Source organism: Litorimonas sp., assembly GCA_029936425.1.
Lineage (GTDB): Bacteria > Pseudomonadota > Alphaproteobacteria > Caulobacterales > Maricaulaceae > Litorimonas.
Genome location: JAPYSU010000001.1, coordinates 124,967 through 148,188, shown reverse-complemented (window position 1 = coordinate 148,188; position 23,222 = coordinate 124,967). Strand labels below are relative to the sequence as shown.

At 51.2% G+C, this 23,222-nt stretch carries 23 protein-coding genes; 16 read left to right on the top strand and 7 right to left on the bottom strand.

Annotated features, from left to right (window positions below):
- Positions 1–39: 39 nt before the first annotated feature.
- Positions 40–885 carry an enoyl-ACP reductase FabI gene (locus ACN0IC_RS00785; protein ID WP_416876840.1) on the top strand — a complete coding sequence of 282 codons (846 nt, stop codon included), beginning with the start codon at positions 40–42 and terminating at the stop codon, positions 883–885.
- Here the strand turns inward: ACN0IC_RS00785 and ACN0IC_RS00780 are convergent.
- Both ACN0IC_RS00780 and ribD read right to left on the bottom strand, forming a co-directional pair.
- Positions 882–1,799, bottom strand: a complete 918-nt coding sequence (locus ACN0IC_RS00780) for an HNH endonuclease (RefSeq protein ID WP_416876839.1) — start codon at positions 1,797–1,799, stop codon at positions 882–884. The genes ACN0IC_RS00785 and ACN0IC_RS00780 overlap by 4 nt on opposite strands.
- On the bottom strand, positions 1,792–2,235 hold the full coding sequence (ribD, locus tag ACN0IC_RS00775) for a bifunctional diaminohydroxyphosphoribosylaminopyrimidine deaminase/5-amino-6-(5-phosphoribosylamino)uracil reductase RibD (protein WP_416876838.1): 444 nt from the start codon (positions 2,233–2,235) through the stop codon (positions 1,792–1,794). Before ribD ends, ACN0IC_RS00780 begins: the two co-directional genes overlap by 8 nt.
- Positions 2,236–2,403: 168 nt before the next feature.
- On the opposite strand from ribD, the gene ACN0IC_RS00770 reads away from it, so the two are divergent.
- The 3 genes from ACN0IC_RS00770 to ACN0IC_RS00760 all read left to right on the top strand — a co-directional run bounded on the left by ACN0IC_RS00770 (position 2,404) and on the right by ACN0IC_RS00760 (position 7,195).
- Entirely contained in the window at positions 2,404–3,525 is a 1,122-nt protein-coding gene (locus ACN0IC_RS00770) for an alkene reductase (protein WP_416876837.1), read from the top strand.
- Entirely contained in the window at positions 3,522–4,898 is a 1,377-nt protein-coding gene (locus tag ACN0IC_RS00765; RefSeq protein WP_416876836.1) for an NAD-dependent succinate-semialdehyde dehydrogenase, read from the top strand. The genes ACN0IC_RS00770 and ACN0IC_RS00765 overlap by 4 nt, the downstream gene beginning before the upstream one ends.
- Positions 4,899–4,999: 101 nt before the next feature.
- The gene (locus ACN0IC_RS00760; RefSeq protein WP_416876835.1) at positions 5,000–7,195 is read left to right on the top strand and encodes a tetratricopeptide repeat protein; all 2,196 of its coding nucleotides are present in this window, start codon (positions 5,000–5,002) and stop codon (positions 7,193–7,195) included.
- A 1-nt stretch (position 7,196) separates the two neighbouring features.
- On the opposite strand, the gene ACN0IC_RS00755 is transcribed toward ACN0IC_RS00760, so the two are convergent.
- Positions 7,197–8,999 (bottom strand): zincin-like metallopeptidase domain-containing protein, encoded by a 1,803-nt coding sequence (locus ACN0IC_RS00755; RefSeq protein WP_416876834.1) that lies wholly within the window; start codon positions 8,997–8,999, stop codon positions 7,197–7,199.
- Positions 9,000–9,153: 154 nt separating this feature from the next.
- Between ACN0IC_RS00755 and ACN0IC_RS00750 the strand changes: the two genes are divergently transcribed.
- From ACN0IC_RS00750 to ACN0IC_RS00720, 7 genes are all read left to right on the top strand, one after another.
- Positions 9,154–9,501 (top strand): tRNA-binding protein, encoded by a 348-nt coding sequence (locus ACN0IC_RS00750; protein ID WP_416877058.1) that lies wholly within the window; start codon positions 9,154–9,156, stop codon positions 9,499–9,501.
- A 9-nt stretch (positions 9,502–9,510) separates the two neighbouring features.
- Positions 9,511–10,152, top strand: a complete 642-nt coding sequence (thiE, locus tag ACN0IC_RS00745; RefSeq protein WP_416876833.1) for a thiamine phosphate synthase — start codon at positions 9,511–9,513, stop codon at positions 10,150–10,152.
- Positions 10,077–11,156 (top strand): tetratricopeptide repeat protein, encoded by a 1,080-nt coding sequence (locus tag ACN0IC_RS00740; RefSeq protein ID WP_416876832.1) that lies wholly within the window; start codon positions 10,077–10,079, stop codon positions 11,154–11,156. The genes thiE and ACN0IC_RS00740 overlap by 76 nt, the downstream gene beginning before the upstream one ends.
- A gap of 61 nt (positions 11,157–11,217) precedes the next feature.
- Entirely contained in the window at positions 11,218–12,819 is a 1,602-nt protein-coding gene (locus tag ACN0IC_RS00735; RefSeq protein ID WP_416876831.1) for an AbgT family transporter, read from the top strand.
- Between the two features lie 53 nt (positions 12,820–12,872).
- On the top strand, positions 12,873–14,396 hold the full coding sequence (locus ACN0IC_RS00730; RefSeq protein ID WP_416876830.1) for a L,D-transpeptidase family protein: 1,524 nt from the start codon (positions 12,873–12,875) through the stop codon (positions 14,394–14,396).
- Between the two features lie 133 nt (positions 14,397–14,529).
- On the top strand, positions 14,530–15,825 hold the full coding sequence (locus ACN0IC_RS00725) for a sensor histidine kinase (RefSeq protein ID WP_416876829.1): 1,296 nt from the start codon (positions 14,530–14,532) through the stop codon (positions 15,823–15,825).
- Positions 15,780–16,196, top strand: a complete 417-nt coding sequence (locus tag ACN0IC_RS00720) for a response regulator (protein WP_416876828.1) — start codon at positions 15,780–15,782, stop codon at positions 16,194–16,196. Before ACN0IC_RS00725 ends, ACN0IC_RS00720 begins: the two co-directional genes overlap by 46 nt.
- A gap of 14 nt (positions 16,197–16,210) precedes the next feature.
- Here ACN0IC_RS00720 and ACN0IC_RS00715 read toward each other — a convergent pair whose 3' ends face one another.
- On the bottom strand, positions 16,211–16,420 hold the full coding sequence (locus ACN0IC_RS00715) for a hypothetical protein (protein WP_416876827.1): 210 nt from the start codon (positions 16,418–16,420) through the stop codon (positions 16,211–16,213).
- A gap of 195 nt (positions 16,421–16,615) precedes the next feature.
- Between ACN0IC_RS00715 and bfr the strand changes: the two genes are divergently transcribed.
- Together bfr and ACN0IC_RS00705 are read left to right on the top strand one after the other, a co-directional pair.
- Positions 16,616–17,095, top strand: a complete 480-nt coding sequence (bfr, locus tag ACN0IC_RS00710) for a bacterioferritin (protein WP_416876826.1) — start codon at positions 16,616–16,618, stop codon at positions 17,093–17,095.
- Positions 17,085–17,564 (top strand): YybH family protein, encoded by a 480-nt coding sequence (locus ACN0IC_RS00705; protein WP_416876825.1) that lies wholly within the window; start codon positions 17,085–17,087, stop codon positions 17,562–17,564. Before bfr ends, ACN0IC_RS00705 begins: the two co-directional genes overlap by 11 nt.
- Positions 17,565–17,566: 2 nt before the next feature.
- Here ACN0IC_RS00705 and ACN0IC_RS00700 read toward each other — a convergent pair whose 3' ends face one another.
- Positions 17,567–18,028 (bottom strand): Lrp/AsnC family transcriptional regulator, encoded by a 462-nt coding sequence (locus ACN0IC_RS00700; RefSeq protein ID WP_416876824.1) that lies wholly within the window; start codon positions 18,026–18,028, stop codon positions 17,567–17,569.
- A gap of 80 nt (positions 18,029–18,108) precedes the next feature.
- On the opposite strand from ACN0IC_RS00700, the gene ACN0IC_RS00695 reads away from it, so the two are divergent.
- The 3 genes from ACN0IC_RS00695 to ACN0IC_RS00685 all read left to right on the top strand — a co-directional run bounded on the left by ACN0IC_RS00695 (position 18,109) and on the right by ACN0IC_RS00685 (position 21,887).
- Entirely contained in the window at positions 18,109–19,281 is a 1,173-nt protein-coding gene (locus tag ACN0IC_RS00695; protein WP_416876823.1) for an indoleamine 2,3-dioxygenase, read from the top strand.
- Positions 19,282–19,388: 107 nt separating this feature from the next.
- Positions 19,389–20,111, top strand: a complete 723-nt coding sequence (locus ACN0IC_RS00690) for a CDGSH iron-sulfur domain-containing protein (protein ID WP_416876822.1) — start codon at positions 19,389–19,391, stop codon at positions 20,109–20,111.
- Positions 20,112–20,216: 105 nt separating this feature from the next.
- On the top strand, positions 20,217–21,887 hold the full coding sequence (locus ACN0IC_RS00685) for a DEAD/DEAH box helicase (protein WP_416876821.1): 1,671 nt from the start codon (positions 20,217–20,219) through the stop codon (positions 21,885–21,887).
- Here ACN0IC_RS00685 and ACN0IC_RS00680 read toward each other — a convergent pair.
- Positions 21,865–22,275 carry a hypothetical protein gene (locus tag ACN0IC_RS00680; RefSeq protein ID WP_416876820.1) on the bottom strand — a complete coding sequence of 137 codons (411 nt, stop codon included), beginning with the start codon at positions 22,273–22,275 and terminating at the stop codon, positions 21,865–21,867. The two genes, ACN0IC_RS00685 and ACN0IC_RS00680, sit on opposite strands and share 23 nt — an antisense overlap.
- Entirely contained in the window at positions 22,275–23,219 is a 945-nt protein-coding gene (locus ACN0IC_RS00675; protein ID WP_416876819.1) for a bifunctional riboflavin kinase/FAD synthetase, read from the bottom strand. Before ACN0IC_RS00675 ends, ACN0IC_RS00680 begins: the two co-directional genes overlap by 1 nt.
- Between the last annotated feature and the right edge of the window lie 3 nt (positions 23,220–23,222).

The window sequence follows — 23,222 nt, the reverse complement described above, 5'->3', positions numbered from 1 at the left end:
ATCCCATATAAGCACATCAAATCGAAAACAGGACGATATATGACTGATATGACCGAAGCGCTCGAAGGCTTTCCAAAGGGCGAGCTGATGAAAGGCAAAAAAGGCCTTATCATGGGCGTAGCCAATAAGAATTCCATTGCCTGGGCAATCGCCCGTCAACTCGCCGCTCAAGGTGCAGAGATCGCGTTTACCTATCAGGGCGATGCGCTGCTCCGCCGGGTAAAACCCCTCGCCGAGAGCATTGGCTCAGATATTCTTTGCGAATGCGACGTCACTGATGACGCGACAATGGACAGCACCTTTGCCACGCTCAAGGAAAAATTCGGCAAGATCGACTTCCTCGTTCACGCGATTGCCTTTGCGGGCAAAGATCAACTTGCCGGATCGTTTGTGGATAATACCACGCGCGAGGGCTTTAAATCTGCGCTGGATATTTCGGCCTACTCCTTTGTCGATGCGGCGCGGCGCGCCTCTGAAATCATGAATGAGGGCGGCTCCATGGTAACGCTGACCTATCTCGGGTCCGAGCGCGTTATCCCGAATTACAATGTGATGGGCGTGGCCAAAGCGGCTCTCGAGGCCTCCACCCGATATATCGCCGCTGACCTTGGTCCGCGCGGCATACGCGTCAATGCCATTTCCGCTGGCCCGATCAAGACGCTCGCCGCCGCCGGTATCGGTTCCGGCCGTCATATGTTCCGCTTCAACAAAGCCGCCTCGGCCCTGCAAGACCACACAGATCCGGCAGGCGTCGCCGGCGCAGCGCTTTACCTTCTGTCCGATCTGGGTCTGTCCTGCACAGGTGAGACGCATCACGTCGATGGCGGTTTCCACGCGATTGGGATGCCGCAAGAAGAGCCGTTGAAAGCAAGTTTGGCGGATTAAGTTTTAAAACATTCTGCCCTGTGCCATTCCATGTAAGCAGGGTGGGGCCAGTCAGATTCTTTGACTGGCATAATTGCTTTTCTATCTGTCACTAATAGGCGGTCAATTTCATCAGTGTTATTTACGTGCCTAGAAACCAAAATATCATGGTCGTCAGAAATCGAAAGATAACCTCGGTCAAACATCCAATGTATTGTCCCTGATAATGCTAAACCATTACTCACAACATCCGGTCCATCATTAGAAACAGGACGGATATGGGCAGCTTCAACCTCTGCCCTTCCCCCACCATTCACGAAATTCAAGCCCGTAAATGCACAGGTTTTGTTGTAGGCTTTTATAACTTGGCGCCGAAAAACTCTATCTCGCACTTTACGGTTTTGTAGAGTCTGTAAAGTTAATCGTGGAGTCGGAACAACATATTCAGGTTGTGCGAAATCAGAAACATAGTTTCCTTGCTCATCATAATTCTGGATTTCATCAATACGAGGCAGTTCAGCAAGTTCGTCTTCAAAGCCTAAGTTCACAATTTTTGCGAAATCCTCTTCGGATATTGGTCTCACGGCGGATATAGCTAGACCGCCATTTATTCGTCCGTCTTCTAAACTTAATAATGACTCGTTTGGTTGACCATCAACTTTGAAGGGCACGAGTTGGTCAAAGGGCAAATATGTATTTGGAGCGATATCAGCATAATAATGGCCGGGTTTGATGAAGTCCTCCCGAATGGCTTTAACTTTTGCAATAGCCTTATAAGATTTTCGCCCTCTCCCTTTCCCAGATTCGTAATAGATAATCCAATCTCCCACAGTAGGTTTTGCCCTAGAGAGATATACTTTTGGGAAGTTGTAGTATTCTTCCGGTCGGTCGTCATAAACCGATTGAGGGTTATGTATAAAAACACCCTTAGCCATCTATCCTCCCCACCCGCGCGAAAAAGTCCGCATTAATCTCAAACGCCTCTTCCGCCCCAATTCCGATCTGCACATCTATACCCGCCTCTTGCAAAAGCGCCGCGCCGCGCCAGTGGACGCGGGGGTCGGGGTCAATCACCGCGATATGACAAGCGGCAATTTTCGCCTCTATCAAGGCGTTGGCACAGGGCGCGGTTTGGCCGTAATGTGAGCAGGGCTCCAGCGTGACATATGCCGTAGAGTCACGCGCTTCTGACCCGGCGCTCATCAAAGCGATTGTCTCGGCATGAGGACGGCCTCCATCCGCCGTCGCCCCGCGTCCGATGACCTCGCCATTTTTGACAAGTACGCATCCCACAGCCGGATTCTCGGCAGTGCGCCCTTTTTGGGCGCGGGCAAGGGAAAGGGCCAAAGCCATATAATCTTCATCACTCATAGGTCTTTATTCCGTTTTTGCTTCGCAAAGGGAAGATTGAATTTGGATGTTTTAACTCCCTGCCGACAGAAGTCTAAGCGGAACACTGCGCAATTCCGCTCACACTCGGAACGTAACAAGGCAGACTGTCGTTAGGTTGGCATAGACATTTAAATTCGAGCCTTACTTATGACTGATACGTCCCCGCTTTTCGACCCTGCCGAGATGGGAGAGCTCAAGCTTTCCAACCGCGTCCTGATGGCGCCGCTGACACGCAATCGCGCGCAAGCCGACGGCACGCCTAAAACAATGGCGCAAACCTATTACCATCAGCGCAGCTCTGCTGGTCTGATTGTAACCGAAGCCACTCAGATTTCCGACATGGGGAAAGGCTATTTGGACACGCCCGGAATATATGACGGAAGTCATGTGTTAAGCTGGAAAAAGATCACAGATGCGGTCCATGCCGGGGGCGGGCAGATTTTCTGCCAGCTCTGGCATGTCGGCCGTATCAGCCACACTTCTCTCTTGCCGGACGGAAAATCCCCGGTCGCGCCCAGCGCTATTCGGGCCGAGACAGAGACATTTACAGCTGAAGGATTCCAAGCTTGCTCTGAACCCGTTGCTCTGACCAAAGAGGGAATAGAGCAAACCATCGAAGATTATTCCAAGGCAGCCCTATTTGCCAAAAATGCCGGCTTTGACGGCATCGAAGTCCATAGCGCAAACGGCTATTTACTTGACCAATTCCTGCAAGACGGCGCGAATAAACGCGACGACGAGTATGGAGGGTCAATCGAAAACCGGACCCGTTTACTGCGGCAAGTGCTGGAAGCCGTCATGGACGTCTGGCCCTCGCAGCGTATTGGGGTTCGCCTTTCTCCACTCGGCCAGGCCAATGACATTAGCGACAGCGATAAGGAAGGCACCTTTGCCTATACCTATAAAATGTTGTCCGACTTCAAACTCGCCTATCTTCACGTCGTAGAGCGTTTCCCCGGAAATGAGCCGGACGGGAAAGACGAAAAGATCATCAAAAATCTTCGAAAACAATATGACGGATTTTATATTGCCAATGGCGATTATGATGCAGAGCGAGCCGTCAAGGCGATAGAGAGCGGCCATGCTGACGCGGTCACCTTCGGACGCCCTTTTATTGCCAATCCCGACCTGCCTGAACGCTTTCGACTCGGCGCGGAGCTGAATGAACCCAATCCCGACACGTTCTATGGCGGGGATGAAACCGGATATACCGATTACCCCTTCCTCGACGAAGAAGAACACACTGCTGAAAAGGATGAAGCCGCATGAACCCCACAGTCACCATAAACCCTGCCACAGAAGACGTTATTGAGCGTCATACCAAACTCACCAATTTCGAATTGTCCGAGGCAATTGAAAATTGCCATAAAGCCTATCTCGACTGGCGTCAGGAAAGCCTTGAATCGCGCGCTCAAGTCATCGGAAAAATCGGCAAATCCTTGATGAAACATAAGGATGACCTTGCGGCGCTTATGACCGAAGAGATGGGGAAACTTCTGTCTCAAAGTCACGAGGAAGTCGAACTTTGCGCCGGTATTTGCGAATACACTGCAGAGAACGGCCCGTCGGAACTGGCTGATGAAGACCGTGATATTGACGATGAAATACGCGGCATCATTACCTATTCTCCGATCGGCGTTATTTACGGCATCCAGCCTTGGAATTACCCGACCTATCAGGTGATACGTTATTCCATCGCCAACCTGATGGCCGGGAACGGCGTGCTTTTGAAACACGCGTCCAATGTTACCGGATCCGGCAAGCTTCTTCAGAAAATTTATGAGGATGCGGGCCTGCCGAAACACCTCTTTAGAACACTGGTCATCTCTCACGATCAGTCGGACACAATTATTTCCAATGAGCGCGTCCGAGGCGTTACCCTGACAGGGAGTTCTGAGGCGGGCCGCATGATTGCTCAAAAGGCCGGCAAGGTTTTGAAAAAAACCGTTTTGGAGCTCGGCTCTAACGACGCCTATATTGTCTTGGCGGATGCTGATATTGAGGCCGCCGTCGAAGTCTGCGTGAATGGCCGCGTCTATAATAACGGCGAGACCTGTATCGCGGCGAAACGCTTTATTGTTGTCGAAGACATCTATGATGATTTCCGCGATGCCTATGTCAAAGCCATGTCGGCGTTGACGACAGGCGATCCGACGTCGGACGAATTTGATATGGGCCCTATGGCGCGTAAAGACCTTCGCGACGATCTGCACAAACAAGTGCAGGACAGTGTTGCGAAAGGCGCCGAAATTCTTTGCGGCGGCGAAATGCCGGACGGTAAAGGATATTTCTATCCGTCAACGGTTCTCGGCAATGTTCTGCCCGGACAACCCGCTTATGATGATGAACTGTTTGGCCCTGTCGCCTCCCTGATCAAAGCCAAAGACGCAAAAGATGCCATGCGTATCGCCAATGACAGCCGATTTGGACTTGGCGGCGGCATTCTGACAACCGACACGGATAAAGCTATTGAGCTTGCCCGCGATCATTTCGACACAGGGATGGTCTTTATCAACCGCTTTGGTCTGGCCGTCCCGAATATGCCCTTCGGCGGCGTCAAAGACTCCGGTTATGGCCGCGAGCATGGCGGGTTTGGCGTAAAAGAATTCGTCAATATCAAGTCCCTGCTGATCCAAAAATAGTCAGAATTGGATTATCTAGCCCGAATTTAAGGTCATTTAATTCCAGCAGACAGGCCGATAGACCTGTGGTATAATGGTTCCAGATAATCTCTGGGGCCAAATTGACATCGTTTCTTTCAGAACTGCGCAGGCGCAATATTTTCCGAGTGGCCGGAGCCTATGCTGTGGTCAGCTGGATCATGGTGCAGATTGCCGCTATTACAACGACCAGCTTCGGTGCGCCTGACTGGGTCATGAAAATGATCATCATCACCCTCGTGATCGGTTTTCCGATCGCCATGATCCTGGCTTGGGCCTTTGAAATGACGCCGGAGGGCATGCGCCCGACGGAGACAAAAGCCGCAAATGACAGTATTTCCTCTCAAACCGGGCGCAAGCTGGATTGGGCCATTCTGGCTGGTCTGTTGGTTGTCGGCGGATTAATGATATTCTCCCAATTTTTCAGCTCTTCCACGGGACCGACTTTCAAGACAGAGAGTTTATCAGCTGACCTAACGGAAGCGGCCTCGATTGGCGACATAGGGGTTTCCGCCGCGTCAGTGAAGGCAGAGGATCCAACAACTCAATCCATCGCCGTTCTTCCCTTTGAAGACTATTCTGCCGACAAAGATCAAGATTATTTTGCCAAGGGCATTTCAGAGGAGCTCTTGAATGTCCTCTCCCGTATCAGCGGTCTGCGGGTCGCGTCCCGAACATCGGCCTTTTCATTCGCTGGACAGAATAAAAGTCTAGCGGAAATTAGTGAAGCGCTGAATGTTTCGCATATTCTGGAAGGCAGTGTGAGAAAAGCGGGTGAAACTTTGCGCATCACGGCCCAATTGATTGATACAAGCAATGACAACCACATTTGGGCGGCGACCTATGACAGGCCGCTCACGGCGAAAAATATTTTTGATGTCCAGGATGAAATTGCGATGGCCATCGTCGAAGAATTAAAGGGGCGCCTAAACTTTACGCCCGAAGGGGAAGCGGGCCGAACCGTCTCCCTCGAGGCCTATGAAAAATACTTGAAAGCGCGCGAAGAAGCCAATCAGCGTCTTCCCGCACCGCTTCTGTCTTCCATTCAGGGGTTTGAAGAGGTTATTTCTCTCGATCCCAAATTTTCACATGCGTATTCGGGACTGGCAGACAGCTATATGCTGGCTTTCGCTTATGGGGCTTTCCCAAAAGAGGACGCGCAGACCGAAGCGCGAAAAAATATTGATCGGGCGCTCGTTTTATCCCCGAATTCGGCAGAAACGCTGACCAGCGCCGCGATGTATGACCATATGTTTTCGGAAAATCCGGAATCAGCAGCCGCGATTGATTACGCGCTCAAAGCAGTGGCCGCCAATCCCAACTATTCGGTGGCCTTCCACCGTCTAGGCCAGGCCTATGCCAAGAGAGGGGAGTATGAAAAGAGCCTTAAAGCCTTTGAACAGGCCCGCAATCTTGATCCGCTCTCCGCCTCCATTCTCAATAATATTGCGCGCATTCAACGGCTGAGCGGTGACTGGAAAGCGGCAAAAGCCACGACAATGGATAATATTAAATGGAATCCGGAGCAGCCGGCGGGGCATATCGCCTTGGCGGTGTTTTATTTTGATGAAGGAGATTTTGTAAAAAGTTTCATTTCAGCCAAAAATGCGCAGGCTTTAAATCCTGACGATCCTTACCCCCCGATTATACTCAAAGAGATATTCCTCAAAGCGAAACTATATGAAGACGCTCTGACACTGGATAATAGCCCTAAGATGAAGGCTCTGATAGCTGTTGAAACGGGCAACTTCAAAACGGCCAAAGACCTGTTCTCGGAGCTAAAAGACCCTAAAGATAGAGCTTACCTGGCCTATATGATGAAAGATCTTGAACGCGCCGCGTCCGCTTATGAAAATGTGATAAACACGCTCGGCTATAAGACGCTTCAGGCGGATACAGATAATCTGGTTGATTTCGCAAATATATCATTTGTCTTCGCAAAACTGGGGCTGCCCAAAGGGATGAGCTATCGAGAGCGGCTTAAAGCGTATTTCGGCGATAAATCCGCCGACCAGTTCGAATTATTAAATCCATTATGGGCCGGAGCTGTTCTCAAAGCGTCCGGGCAAAACCCCAAACAGGCCCTGCCCTGGATTGACCGAATGATTGCGCTTGGCCAGGCCGACAATCTTCTGGACGGTCCGGCTTTTGACATGCTTCGTAAATTCCCTGAGTTCAAAGAGCGGCAGAGCCGGATGGCCGAAAACAGGGCGAAACTGAACGAGGCGATAATGACTGAGTTGGCCGACCCCAATCCGAACTGGGTCGGAAACAACTAATTTATTCTCCCAACGCCTCATAGGTCACGAGGCGGTAATTAGCGCCAGGAGCCGCTTTCATCAAATCCCCGATTTGGCCGTGGAGCTCTTCGTCCCAATTCGTCCATTTATCGACAAAAGCATTCGCAGCGTCGCGGTCGCCTTGATATTGCAGATTCAGGACAAGTTTGAGCAGGCTTTCCACGGCGGAAGGGTAGAGCTCGTAATTAATAGCGAGCTTGCCGTCCTGAAGGGACAAGACGCCAGATTGCAAAAACCAGTTCCACTGGATGAGCTGCATGGTTCCGTAAGCTTGTTCCCGGCGGGGCTGGTTCTTGTTTAAAACCCGCAAAATTCCGGAGGCGTAGATCGCGCGGAGCTGTTCATCGCTGAAGCTTCCGGCCGCATGTAATTTTTCAGCAGAAAAAAGCGATACCAGATCGGCTTTCATTTCTTCCATCAGGTCGGCTGTGTCCTGAAGGGCAGCGTCAATATCTCGCCCGTCCTTGGTTTGATCCGGCCCCATATAATGGCCAATTTCATGCCATAATGTGCGGTAAAAATTACCTTCCAATTTCAAATCACTGTGATGACTCTCGTCAATTGCGGCTTTGAAAGCGGCTTTGGAGTCGGCAAAGATTCTTTCATTGGTCAGAACATTGGAGCGGATTAAAATTGTCCGGCCATATTGCCGGGAAAGATGCCCTTCATTTGGCAGAATTGTCGCCGTATTCGTGCCGCGCGCCTGACCGAAATCCGCAATGACGTTGTAAACCGCCACGGGAATATTGCGGCGCACCTGTTTATTGGCAGTATAAGGCAGAGCGTCTTCAATCGCCTGAATGTCCCCTATCGAAGCTGCCAGCTCTTCGCTTTTCTCAATATCGCGTTGCAACAGTGAAAGGCTGAAAAAGCTCTTCACACCGTAAAGAGCATCGTCATAGGTCTCATAGCTCCCGATCTGGGCGTTGAGATTCCCGGTGAAATCTCCTGTGACCCAAGCCGCGTCTCCGCCGTCATAATTATCCGTCAAAAGATCGACCGCGCGCAGATCCAAAAAACGGGAAAATGCGATATCGTCATCTTTCATTGCGTCTGCCGCATGTGTCAGCCGATCATAGATAAACATGATATCCTCGGCGTAAGCGACAGAATAAGGCAGCGCGAAATAGCTTTCCGCCTCTTGAATGTTTTCGCGCAAACCGGGATGCAGAATATCGAGCGCCGGGAAGAGGTCGAGCTTATCCAGTGCGGCTGTCTTTTCGTCTTCATCGGCGCGTTTTACTACAGCCCGTAAATCCAGAATCTCGTCCCGCATGTCAGGATTTTCTTCGAGATAGGCGTCCAAATCCGCTCGTGTTAACCCGTCCGGATAAACATTCCGCGCCGGGGTTTCAGGGTCAACATTCAAGAACGCCTTGCGTTTATTGTCCGGAGTTGTCGCGATTGGGCCTTTCATAATGCGGAAAATCTCTTCCAGATCGGGGCGTTTTTCATTTTCAGTGAAGAAGCTCTCTATCGCGCGGGCCTGCGGGTGACGCTGTTCCAGATAAAGCGTGTGGAGGCGCGCTCCGGCCTCCAAGAGGTCTTTGACTGCGACTTCTTCGGCCTCGCTGAGCGCCAATTCGTCATACTCGAATCTCAACCGCATCGTATCGTCAAGAATTTCGGCGGCTTGAGCTTTTGTCCAGGCCCGTTCGAGATAATTCGCACTGGCTGTTTGAGAGACCGGGGAGAGTTGCGTATCGGACATCTGGGCATGAGCCGACAGGGCCGGAAGGGTCAGAGCGACAAAGGCAATGCCGGTAGAAAGAACGGATTTCATGAAAGTCTCCAAAAACGGGTCTGAAGACTATGTTCTCACATCCCCTTTTTTATTCAAGTCTTTCTACCCGCTTTCGCCATTTCGAAAGCGTAATTCAGTCATGTCCGCTTTTAGGGACTGGACGAAGGCCACCGGAATCCATCATAAGCCCAATATGACCCAAACAGCCGAAACAGATTTTGAGACATTCCTGAAAGTGGACATCCGAACCGGAACCATCGTGGAGGCAGAGCCCTTTCCGGAGGCCCGCAAACCCGCCATCAAAATGCAAATCGATTTTGGCCCGGACATCGGAATTAAAAAATCCTCGGCGCAAATTACTGATCTCTACACGCCTGACCAGATAATCGGCAAACAGGTTGCGGCGGTTGTCAACTTTCCGCCCCGCCAAATCGGCCCCATAATGTCGGAAGTCCTGACTTTGGGATTTCCCAACGAAGACGGCGCGATCGTTCTCTTTAGCCCGGACAATGACATTCCTGACGGATCACGATTGGCGTAAAGGATAGGCATGAGTCACATTTGTCAGATTTATCTTCTCACGCCTCCGTCCATTCCCGATATGGAGGCCTATTTGAAAACGCTTGAGGCGGCGCTTTCGGCCGCGCCTGTGGCCTGTCTGCAAATCCGGCTTAAGGATATAGAGGATTCAGCTCTCATTCAGGCAGGGAAAGCCATTGTCCCCCTCTGCCATCGATACGGCGTGAATGTTCTCTTGAACGACCGTCCGGATTTGGTGGATGCAATTGGCGCAGATGGCGCCCATATCGGACAGGACGATATGGACTATTTTTCATCTCGTGAGCTGTTAGGCGGGGATGCGATTATCGGCGTGACCTGTCATAACGCCAAAAGCCTCGCTTTTGAGGCCGCAGGAGCAGGCGCGGATTATGTCGCCTTTGGCGCGTTTTTTGACACGCCCACGAAAAAGGCCAAAACCCGCGCAGATTTGGAGATTTTGCAATGGTGGCAAGAAGCCGTCGAAATACCGAGCGTCGCGATAGGCGGAATTACGGTGGACAATGCGAAACAGGTCATAGACGCGGGCGCCGATTTCATCGCGGTTTGTTCGGGCGTTTGGGACTACAAGGACGGACCTGCCAAAGCAGTTTCGCGACTTTCTGCGCTCTGTTCGGACTCGTCGCCGCGTTAAGCCCTCTTTCGGCACCGCCGGCCTTTGCCGAAACAACGCTCACAACCATTGAAGGTCAGGCCAATTTCGAAGCAGCGCTCGAAGCCTATCAGTCTGGCAATATTGAAACGGCTCTGAGTCTCGCCAAAACGGCGGCGCGGGGCGGTAGCTCCGAAGCCGCTGTCATGGCGGGGCATATCTTGCGAAAAGGAGAAGCCGGCCGCATTGATATGGAGCAAGCTAGAGAATGGTATGAGCGAGGCGCGGTAAAAGGCCATCCTGACGCGCTTGTTGCCCTGGGCGAGATGGGTCTGCGCAGGCAAGGCGGCGTCACAGAAATGCAATCTGTATCCTATCTGACCCGGGCCGCAGAGGCTGGGCGGACAGATGCCATGCGGGCTTTGTCTGATATGTACAGACTAGGTAAGGGCGTCGAGGCTGATCCGGAAAAAGCCCGTCACTGGCTGGAAAAGTCGGCGCAGAGTTTTGACCCGCAAGGCACGAAAGATCTGGCTGATTCCCTATTTGAAAGCGATCCGAAAGCGGCGCTGAAAGCCTATGAACAGGCGGCGGCCGGAGGTCATATCGAGGCAGCTTATATTGCCGGGGTCATGTATGCGGAAAATTTTGACATTCCGCCAAATGAGCAAAAATCCTCCAAATGGCTTCGCGTTGCCGCAGAAGGCGGCCATCCCGCTGCTATGGCGGATTACGGCCTTCTGGTTTATCAGGGCGTCGGGGCGAAACAGTCGGAAGAACAAGCTGCTGCCTGGTTTCAAAAATCCGCTCAGAAAGGCGACCCGGAGGGGCAGTTTCTATATGCTTTTACGCTAGCCAAGGGCGAAGGCGTGCCGCAAGATTTCGGAAACGCTTATTACTGGGTTTTGAAGTCAATCGAAAATAGCCACGATGCGGCTGACATTGATATTTACGACAAAGACAAGCAGACTTTGAAGAGCCGGTTGGAAGAAAATGTGGATCCAGCCATTCTGACAAAAGCCCGTCAGAGAGCAAGTTCGGAGTAATCCCCGCCGTCTGTCTTAAGATATTCTTTTCAAAGCCTGCACGATAGGCTAACCCTTTTTCATGGCAGATTCAAAAGCACCTTCTTCAGAAGATTCCTCGCAAAAAGGCTTTTTGGGCTGGGTTGAACGTTCAGGAAACCGTTTGCCCGATCCGGTCTTTATCTTTTTCTATTTAATTGTGCTTCTTATCCTTATTTCTGTGGTTTGCAGCCTGTTTGGATTATCAGCTAACCACCCGGTACAGGAAACTTCAGAGGGGACGCCCGTTATTATTCGGTCTCTGAGCCTTTTATCTGCCGAAAATATCCAGAGACTTTGGGTCGAAATGCCCGAAACATTCACCCACTTCCATCCTCTTGGTTATGTGCTTGTTGTCATGCTCGGGGCGGGTGTTGCGGAACGGTCGGGTCTGTTCGCAAGCGGTATCCGTCAGGCCGTCCGAGGAGCGCCGAAATATTTGCTGACGCCCGTTGTGGCTTTGGTGGCGATGTTATCAAACCACGCTGCGGATGCAGGATATGTTGTCATGATACCGTTGGCGGCTATCTTGTTCGCGACTGTAGGACGTCACCCCATGGCGGGCATAGCGGCCGCGTTTGCCGGGGTTTCCGGTGGTTTCTCCGCCAATATTTCTCCAGGCCAGCTCGACGCGCTCCTGTTCGGTATAACAGAAGCAGCTGTGGAAGGCGCGGGTATAGATCCGACTTGGGTCATGAATATTGCCGGCAACTGGTTCTTTATCGCTGTTCTCATGGTCATCTACCTGCCCGTTATCTGGTATGTAACGGACAAGATTATTGAGCCCCGCCTTGGCAAATGGGTGCCGGATGAAAGGCAAGCCGCAGAATATGGCCAAGAAGACAAGCCCCTGACAGAAGGACAGAAAAAAGGCCTTCGCCACGCAGGCTACGCTATTTTGGGCGTTTGTGTCCTTTGGGCCATCATGACATTCGCGCCCGGAACGCCGCTATTGGCAGATGAAAACGCCGTTGAGGGCCAAGAGTGGTATGTCACGGCCACGCCGTTTTTCCGCTCACTTGTAGCCGGATTTATGATTCTCTTTTTGGCCGCAGGCTGGTTTTATGGCCGCGCCGCCGGAACGATAGAAAATCACCGCGATCTGGTCGACATGATGGCTGAGGCCATGAAAGACATGGGCTATTACCTCGTGCTTGCTTTTGCGGCGGCGCATTTTGTCGCCATGTTCAACTGGTCAAATCTTGGCCTGATTAGTGCCGTTCACGGAGCGAATGGTATTGAGGCCAGCGGGCTTCCTCTGCCTATTACTCTTGGCCTTATTGTTCTTTTCACCGGATTATTAAATCTCTTTGTCGGCTCGGCGAGTGCGAAATGGGCGCTGCTTGCGCCGGTCCTCGTGCCGATGTTGATGCTCCTGGGTATCAGTCCAGAGGGGGCGACCGCGGCCTACCGCGTCGGCGACGGGGCAACGAATATCATTACGCCGCTCATGGTTTATTTCCCGCTTATCCTTGTATTCGCCCAGCGCTGGCAGAAAGGGTTTGGAATTGGCAGCCTGACCGCCATGATGATTCCTTATTCCATCTGGATGCTGATTTCCGGTGTGATTTTAATCGTAGCTTGGATTGCCTTGGGTCTTCCGCTTGGCCCCGGCGCGCCGATTTCCTATAGCCTCCCCGGATAGCCTCTCTGACAGAAAAGATTGCTTAAAATCCAGAGAGCGGTCAAAACAAACGTATGAAAATACGCTCTCTCATCTGTCTCTCGGCTTTTGCTTTATCGGTAAATTCTGCATCAGCTCAGAACCGCCTTATAAACCGCGTTGATTTCAGCCGCTTGGCGCCAGTCGCCACGCAGAAATTTCACGATGCCCAGTCCGGTCAGGTTTGGAACGATTCGAATTATGACGGCCTGATCACAGCGATCGAAGGCCTTGAGGGTCATGGCCTGAACCCGGAACATTATCATTTATCCTCATTGATAGAGAATAAGAACAATAAGGAAGCGCGGGAACGTCTGGCCACCGATGCCTGGTTGTCCGCCGCGGCCCATATGGTTTATGGCAAGCTCTCCCCGACCAGCGTGGAGCCGGATTGGACAGCAGCGAGCCGGAGCGAGGATTTAACCGGCAAACTCTCCGACGCCCTCTCTTCCGGAAATCTTTCGTCAAGTCTCGAGGCCCTAGCGCCAAAACAACCCGGCTACGCTGCCTTAGTTGCGGAATATGAAAGTCTTCGGGATCTGGCTGAGGCAAATTCAAATATCATTCCGTCAGGGGAGACACTCAAACCCGGCATGTCCGGTGGGCGCGTGACGACGCTACAATTACGCCTGACTGAATTAGGCTTTTTATCAAGCGAAGAAAACCCGTCCGGAAAAATGGATGAGCTCACTCTGGAGGCAGTTAAGTCCTTTCAGAGAAACGCCGACCTGGACGATGACGGCGTGGTCGGCGCGGCCACTCTCGCCGCCTTGAACCGCGGAACACAGGAAAAACTGGATACGCTGCGCGTTAACCTTGAACGCTGGCGTTGGCTACCCGAAGATTTGGGGCGCCGCCACCTCCGCGCTAATATCGCCGGATTCAATGTGACTACATATGAAGACGGACAGCCGGTTCGGACTCATTTGACCATTGTCGGAAAACCTTACCGGAAAACGCCTGTTTTCTCGGATGAGGTTGAATATGCCGTCTTTAACCCATGGTGGGAGACGCCCTATTCTCTGGCCACCAAGGACAAGGTGCCTCTTTTCCGTAAAGACCCCGAAGCAGTAAAACGGTTGGGGTTTCAGGTGCTTGATAAAGACGGGATGGCGGTCAACTCTTCTTCAATAGACTGGAATTCTGTTGGCCCCGGTAATTTTCCGTATCGATTGCGCCAAGCGCCTGGTGAGCAAAACGCGCTGGGTCAGGTGAAGATTATTTTTCCCAATAAACATAATGTGTATTTGCATGACACGCCGACGCGGGGCCTGTTTGCTCAGAGGCAACGCGCGTTTTCCTCCGGCTGTATGCGTACGCAAGACCCTCTGGCCCTTAGCGCGTGGCTGCTGGAGGACACGCCCGGCTGGACGAGAGAAAGAATTGAGACCGCCGTGCTGAGCGGCAAGGAAACTCGCGCAGATCTAAAAGTAAAAGTGCCCGTGCATATTCTTTATTTCACGGCCGTGAATGAAGGGCCTTCTGGTATCCGCTACCTCGATGATATTTATTCACGGGACTCAGCCGTCTTGGCCGGACTTAAAACAGCTCCTCTATAGATCAACACTATAGGATATTGCGGTCACCTTTAATTTCACCTCATTCTTGTTTGCGCGCCATTTTATTCCTGCTAAGCGAAAACATGCTCAGCTATGCCTTTTCTCAATTTAATTTCCTGAAAGGTTTTTCCTGATGAAAGGTTTCGGACTGAAGCCTGTTCATGCCCTGCTTGTCATTGTGGTGGCGATCGCGACGCTGCTAAGTTGGGGCGCGAAAGGAACTGTGGACGCCTTCAAAACTGATGATATCTCTCAAACCCAAACGACGACCTCAAGTAACATCGTTAAACATATCCGGCAGATTCAGCTCTCTCTCACCGAGACTGAAACAGCCCAGCGCGGATATATACTTACCGAGGATACGGATTACCTTGAGTCCTATGAGGACGGCGTTCAAAGATATCGTGATGCCATTAAAAACCTGGATACGCTTTTAGGAGATACGAAAACCCGCACTCAAATCGAGATTCTTTTCGATGTGAAACATCTCGCAGAAGAAAAAATAGCAGAGATGGTGCGCTCCATCGAACTCGTCAAAGACGACCGGAGATCCGAGGCGGTGGACTTGGTGAATGATGGAAGCGGCAAAATGCTGATGGCCAAAATTCGGGAGGATCTGAATGATCTCTATATCATTGAACGCGAATTAATGGATCAGTCTCTTTCCACAACGCGGGAAATTCAAGAGAAATCGTTTCGGCGATTAATTGCCATGGGTGTAGGCGTTTTACTGCTACTGTCCTGTATTGTTTATCTTTTTGTTCGAGCGGTTTCCTTGGATCAGACGCTTGAATTGTTGGAAGAAGTGGAAGTTGAACGTCAACGCTCTGACCTGCTTACCAAAGAACTCAATCACCGGGTTAAAAACCTTTTTGCGGTCATTACCTCTATTGTCAGGCTTACAGGCCGAAACGAAACCGATACTCAATTGGCCGTCACCAAAATAACGGATCGAATCATGGCCTTGTCACGCGCGCATAGCCTCAGCGCGTCTCAAGACACCAAAGAGGTCACAGATCTGAAAACCCTCATTCAAACTCTGTTCACGCCCTACGAAACGCCCGAAAGAGTCGTCCAGATAGAGGGCTCTTATCTGGAGTTGACCCAAGAGACTTTGACGCCGCTTGGCCTGTTGCTGCATGAATTGGCGACCAACGCTCTGAAATACGGCGCTTGGTCTACGGAAGCCGGAGGCCGTATTCAGATTTCTTGGTCAGCAGAAACTGTAGAAACTGAGGAAGATAACGATAAAACTTTTGTGACACTTTATTGGAACGAGACATCAAATTCCGCGTTAAGGCCTGTAGATTTCGGGGAAACCGGGTTTGGTTTCCGGATGATGGACATGAGTTTACGTCAGCTTAATGGGGATGTTGAAAGAGAATGGAACAACGGGTTGAACCTAGTCGCACGCTTCCATGCGACGTAAATCTATCTGGGCCCGAAGTCGATTCAAGTCCTGAAAAGCGCATTCTTGTTGTTGAGGATGAAGCTCTCATCGCTTTGCAAATCGAAATGGATATTGAGGATGTTGGCTATTCCGTGGCCGGGACATGTATGAGCCTCGCCGAAAGCCTGAAATTTATTGAGAATAAAGAGATAGATGGGGCCATTCTCGATGTTGACCTTAGGGGCATTGATGTCTTTCCGGCGGCCGAAAAACTGTTGGAAAAAGATATTCCTTTTGTTTTCCACACGGGTCACGGTCACAAAGCTCAGATTGAAGATCGTTTTCCTAGCTCGACTGTTTTTAAAAAACCGACCTCGACCGAAATCATGCTCAAAATTCTTTTCAGTTAACCTGCTTCCCAGACCTAAAAGACCTGAAACCCCAGGCGATTATCGGCGTTATCTTGTTCCAGCTGTAAATTACTCTGCAATTCATTCGCAACCGTATTGACAATCAGTTGCAATTGCTGTTTATGGATTTCATGATTTATTGCGTTTGCAGACAGATCAATACGGAAAAGGTCGATTTCGCGGCGTCTTGCGGCGCTAAAACGGCCCGATGCGTCTTGGCCCATTATGGCGAGCGCTTTAATTGCGGAAAATGCGCCTGTTCCATTCAAGAGCGCTTAAACAGTAACGCAGCCCCCGTCAGAGCTGTCGCCGCCGAATAAATTTCTGTCCCTTACAGGCTGAGTTTTACAATTTAGCGCCTGTGAATCCTCTTTGATATTTGCTATGTGTCTTTTGAAGTTTCTTCGAAGGAAAAAGACATGCGCGACGATCCCAAAGTAATCGAACTCTTGAATATAGCGTTGAAAAACGAGCTCACGGCCATCAACCAGTATTTTCTTCATTCCCGGATGCTTAAAGATTGGGGCGTCAGCAAACTCGCGGCCAAAGAATATGAAGAATCCATTGATGAAATGAATCACGCCGATTGGATTATTGAGCGGATATTATTTCTCAACGGCCTCCCAAATCTTCAGGACCTCGACAAAATCTTTATCGGAGAAAATGTCGAAGAAATCATCGAATGCGATATGAAGCTGGAAAAAATAGCTATTCCGCATTTGCGCGACGGCGTCGAATATTGCGAAAAAGTTCGGGATTATGTCACCCGGGATCTGTTTGCCAAAATTTTAACCAGTGAAGAAGATCATCTGGACTTTCTAGAAACCCAGCAAGACCAAATTCGCCTTATCGGAATTCAAAATTACATCCAGAATCAGTCCGAGCCGAATGCGGAATAACGGTCAACATTCTCCTTACGCCATTTGGCCAATGTTGGTCTTTGCCTTGCTGACATTGACTTTGCCGGCGTGTCAGCCTGCGCCCGCCGACAAAACCGCCATTGAGGCGGAACTTGTTTCCATTCTGAACGCACAGGACGAATCCTGGAGCGCCGGCGATATTGACGCCTTTATGGAAAGCTACTGGAAATCGCCTGAACTTCGCTTTGCGTCCGGCGGAAAAATCAACCGCGGATGGGAAGCCACCCGAGACGGCTATTACACACGTTACCCTAACCCTAATGTCATGGGAGAGCTCATCACAGACGATTACGAGGTTGATGTTATCAGCCCAAACGCCGCGATTGTTCATGGCTCTTGGAAGCTTGAAAGAGAGGGCGAACCCGCCTCCGGACTATACACTTTGGTCTTTAAGAAAATCGACGGCGAGTGGGTTATTACGTCGGACACCACTACAAGCGCAAATTAGAGTTACGCCCGCATATCCTTGGGCGAATCGAGCGTGATGTAGGACGTCATGGAACTGACATGAGAGAGTGTTCCCAAAGTGTCACGGTGGAAGTTTTTATAACTTTCCAAATCTGCCACCTCGACCCGTAATAAATATTCAACTGAACCCGTCACGTTATGGCACTCACGCACCTCGGGGGCGACGGCCATGGCTTTTTCAAATCCTTTGGAATAATAGCGGGAATGTTCTGACAGCCCGACCATAACGAAAACGGTAACGCCCGCCCCCAATTGTTTGCGATCCAATACGGCACGGTAACCTTTGATAACGCCGCGTCGTTCCAAATCCTGCGTCCGGCGAAGACAGGCCGACGGTGACAAGCCAACCTTTTTTGCGAGTTCAGTATTGGACAATCGTCCATCCAACTCAAGACTATGCAATATATGCGCGTCAATTTTATCCATATCTTTCATATATTGCATGAATAAAACTTTCGACGCGGATTATGCAAGGAAATTGACCAAATACTCCTCTATAATTGTGTAAAAAGAGGATTTATGCCATGACACTTAAACTAACTGATTACGACATGTCCGCCGAGCGCGGATTTCTTTGTCGCCATAATCCGGCTGACATCAAATTGAGCGGTGATTTGAAGCAAGCCGCCGAGACCGCCCTTCGCCTGCCAGATGCTTTACCCACCGGAAAGGTTCGGGAATATCTGCTCGACAACCTCCCTGATTTTGACCGGTCAATTGTAGAAGGTTTAAGCGACGCGGAAGCCCGCATGGCTATGGTACATTATTCTTTCATGATTCAGGCCTATGTTTGGGGGGAGCCGGACGCACCGTCTGTCCTGCCCCGCAAGCTGGCGGTTCCCATTGTGGCTCTGTCAAAGAAAATCGGACAGCAACCTCTCATGCCTTATAGCGGCTATGTCCTCGATAACTGGGCAAGGTTTGATAAAGACGGCCCAATCGATTTGTCGAATCTTTACATGATTCAAAAATTCCTCGCCGGACAGGACGAAGCCTGGTTTGTCCTGGTTCATGTGGCGATTGAGGCCCGCGCAGGCGCCTGTCTTGCGCTCTTCGGGGACGTTATTGATGCCGCCGACCAGAAAGACGCGAAAAAGGCCCAAGCCCTTCTCGAGGACATGGCCAAAGTTTGGGGGAATCTAAAAGATCTATTTGACCGGATGCCCGAGCGCTGTGATCCTTATGTCTATTTTGAGCGCGTCCGGCCTTATATCCATGGGTGGAAAGACAATCCCGCCCTTCCAGACGGATTGATATATGAAGGCGTCGAAGAATTTGAAGGCAAACCACAATCCTTCCGCGGGCAAACAGGGTCGCAATCTTCAATTGTGCCATCCATGGACGCCTTGCTCGGTGTCGGTCATGCCGCCGATCCGCTGAAAGCCTATCTGGATCAGCTTCATATATACCGTCCGCCGTCTCACCGCCGTTTCATCGATGACGTTCGCGCCAAGAGTAATCTAAGAGAATTTGTCAGCAACTCCAGACATAAGGGATTGGTTGAGGCTTATAATGCCAACATTCAGGCTGTGGCCGATTTCCGCTCCCGCCATTTGGAATACGCGGCAAGTTACATCAACAAGCAATCGCGCAAAGCGGCCGGCAATGATCCGGATGTGGGGACGGGCGGGACGCCCTTCATGAAATATTTGAAAAAACACCGCGACGAAACCGAAGCCAATCTGGTGAGCGTTTAGTCGCACGGTTACTTCGGAACCTGTTTCTGTCTCTGGGAATAATATTACCGTCGGATTGGAATAATTCCCTTCCGACGGTTTTAATTACTCATAGAGACAGAACATAAATGGTAGAACTCACCGAACTGAAAAACCCTGAAACAGAAGACTACCCTGACAGGGAAGGGCGAACAAAGCCTGTAAAAGCTTTAAAGGCGGACGGCGTTGAACGTATTGAGGGCCGGAATGTCATTTTGGAATTTGACGGAAATAAATGCATCCACTCTCGTTTTTGCGTGACCGAAGCTCCGGAAAGTTTCGTAGGGGATGCGGATGGGCCGTGGCTCTATCCAGATGATACGGATTCGGATGAACTCTATGCAGTAGGACGGGAATGTCCCTCAGGGGCAATCAGAATTAAACGTAAGGATGGCGGTCGGGAAGAACAGCCGCCTCAAACCAATCTCATGAAGCTTTGGGAAAATGGACCGTTGGAAGTGCGGGCAAATCTGAAAGTGAACGGTAAGGAAGACGGGTTTCGCCGAACGCTGTGTCGCTGCGGTAAGTCCGGAAGTAAGCCCTATTGTGACGGTAGCCACACTGAGGGATTTATAGCTAGCGGAGAGGTCGAGCCTAAAAACGACACTAAATTGGAGTCCAGGCAAGGCGAGTTAAACATCAATCCGCAGAAAGACGGGCCTTTTGAAGTCAAAGGGCCGCTCGAGATTTGCTGCCATTCCGGGGCTGTCATTGCCCGGACGAAATCCTGTTACCTTTGCCGCTGCGGCCACAGTGATAACAAGCCTTTCTGCGATGGCAGCCATGAAAAGGTGGGCTTCCAGGCTGATTAATTGGGAAGGTCTGCCTGTCTAATGTCATTGACTTGCGGTCTGGACGCGCTTAGGGCGCGACTCAAACAACCAGACCGTAGCGGGTCGTTTCCCCTTCGGATATTCATGACTTCTTTCTCTGACCTCAACCTGGCCGAGCCGCTTGACCGCGCTTTGCGCGAGCTGGGCCACGCCGTCCCCACCCTTATTCAAGCCCAAGCCATTCCGGACGCGCTCAAGGGTAAGGATATTATGGGCATCGCCCAGACCGGGACAGGCAAAACCGCCGCCTTTACGTTGCCGACGCTCCATCATATTTTCACACAGGAAAAAGACGCCCCAAAACGCGGCGCGCGCGTTCTTATCTTGGCCCCCACACGGGAACTGGCAGACCAAATTGCCGTTTCTGTTCGCGATTATGGACGTTACATGATGGATTTATCTGTCGCCTGCATTTATGGCGGCGTTCCCATTTCCCGTCAGATAAAGCGCCTCGTTCACGGCAATGACGTTCTTGTCGCGACGCCTGGACGATTGATTGACTTGCTCGACCGTAAGGCAATTACACTGGCTGAAATAGAAGTCCTGGTCTTAGATGAAGCCGACCAGATGATGGATATGGGGTTTATCCATGCCCTGAAAAAAATTGTGCCGCTGCTGCCAAAGCAAAGGCAAACCCTTTTCTTTTCCGCCACCTTGGCGCCGAAAATTAAACAACTTTCCAAACAGTTTTTAATTGACCCGGTTCATATTTCTGTGACGCCGGCCAATACAACAGCGGAAAAAGTCGAGCAGCGTATGTACCGCGTCAATCAGGCGGATAAGCAGGACTTGCTTAGCGTCGCCTTGCTCGACGAAGACGTTGGCCGCTCGCTGGTCTTTACCCGCACGAAACACGGGGCAGACCGGATTGTGAAACGCCTGGCCAAGGTCGGCATCCGCGCCATCGCAATTCACGGAAATAAATCTCAAGGCCAGAGACAGCGCGCGCTTGAGGATTATCGGAGCGGCAAGGTCAATACTTTGATCGCCACGGATATTGCCGCGCGCGGGATTGATATTCCCGATATTACCCATGTTTTTAATTATGAAATCCCGAATGTGCCCGAGCAATATGTTCACCGGATTGGACGGACGGCGCGCGCAGAACGATCTGGGATTGCTGTGGCTTTTGTCGATAAGAGCGAAGCAAATTATCTACGCGACATAGAAAAACTATTGGGCGAAAAACTGCCGCAAATGGATATGCCCGAAGATATGAACGAAAAGCTCAAAGAGCTAAACTCTCGCGACGCCCTGCCTGCCCCGGAAAAGCCCAAGCCTGACGCCCGTAAAGGGCGCGGAAAGTCCAAGAAAAAAGGCCGATTCAGCAAATCCGGAAAGCCTGAAAATTCTGATAAATCAAACAGGCCTTCAGACGAGGACGGAAAGCCTCGTCGGGAAAAATCTGATCGAGTCCAAAAACAAAATCCGTCTGATATGCCCCGACGCGCTAATCCAGACTCGAAAAATCCGCGGGCGAAAACAGCGCGTCCTGAGAAAACAGGGAACAGACAGCGCTCTGATAAACCCAAATCGGAGAAGTCTCGGTCTGACAGACCCCGCTCTGAGAAACCCCGCTCAGGAAAGGCCCCGTCCAAAACCCCTCGCGCGCAAACGGCGGAAGGCCGCGCCGCGCAATCTTATTCCGGCAAGGGATTTAAGAAAAAAGCTAAGCCGAGCCGGGCGAAACGCACGGCTGCGCGTCAGGCACAAGGTAAAAGTGGTGGGCCTTCTAAGCCGCGTCGGAAGACTTAGGCTTTTCCCAAAACCCGCTCGCCCATAAAACCAAGGCGATTAACGGAAATTGCAAAGCCACTCGGAACCAGAGTTGAAATCCAGTTAGATCCCGTTCGCCCAAGGGCATGTTTTCTAACGCCATATAAATATTGGCAGGCAAAACAGCCAAAAGATAAACACTTAAAACAATGCCCGTAAGGCGGCGCCATTTTGGCCAGATAAGGCCAATGGCAAACAGGATTTCCAGAACGCCTGTCACGATTACAATTAATTTTGGAAAGGGCAGAAAAGGCGGCACAATTTGGGCGACTTCATCCGTCGCCATGAAGTGCAGCAAAATACCGGCGGCCAAGAAAAACAGGGCTAAAACCCAGCAAAACACCGATTTAATTCGTGATTTGAGCATTACCCACGCGGCAAACCAAAAATCGCCCGTACGCCGATTGCGTCATTTGCAATTTGCTCTTTCAGCGCCTCAAAATTTTCGAACTTTATCTCGGGACGAATAAAACTGCGAAACCTTACGTCCACATGCTGGCCGTAAATATCGCGGTCGAAATCGAGCAGATGCACCTCAAGGCGCGCTTCTTTCCCGTCCACAGTGGGGCGGCTCCCGGTATTGGCCACGCCGGGCCGCCAGGTCTCTTCGCCCTCAAGCCGCATTTCGACGCAATAAACCCCGAATTTAGGCCGAACGAGATCGCCGAAGTCGAGATTTGCCGTCGGGAAATTAATCGTGCGCCCACGCTTTTCCCCTTCTTTCACAATGCCGTCCACCCGCCAGGGACGAGACAGCATGTGATGGGCGTGAAAAACGTCACCTGCCTGCAAGGCTTTTCGGATTTCCGTGCTGCCATATTTGCCGTAGCGTTCATGCAGGCCGACCGCGGGCATAGCCGTGACCCCGATGCCGCGCGCCGCGCCAAGCCGCGTCAGGCTTTCAACATTTCCGCAGCGATTTCGTCCAAAGCCGTAATCTTCGCCGACCACGACATGGCGAATGCCCAGGCCATGATGCAGGACTTGCTCTACAAATTCTGTGTCGTCCATATCCCGAAGGTTTGTCGTGAAAGGAATCTCGTAAAGGCATCCCACCCCAAGCTCCGCCATTATTTCGGCGCGAACCGTCGCGCTCATCAGGCGAAAGGGGGCGGCGTCAGGTTTAAAAAAACGGTATGGGTGCGGACGGAACAGACCAATCCCCATCGGTGCTTTCATCTCCCGCGCGATGTCTTGCGCCGCTTTAATGACGGCTTGGTGGCCCCGATGCAGACCGTCAAAGTTTCCCAAAGCAATAACCGCGCCCTGATCCTCTTTTGAAAGCCCGGTATAAGTTGTGAGCGTTTTCACGCT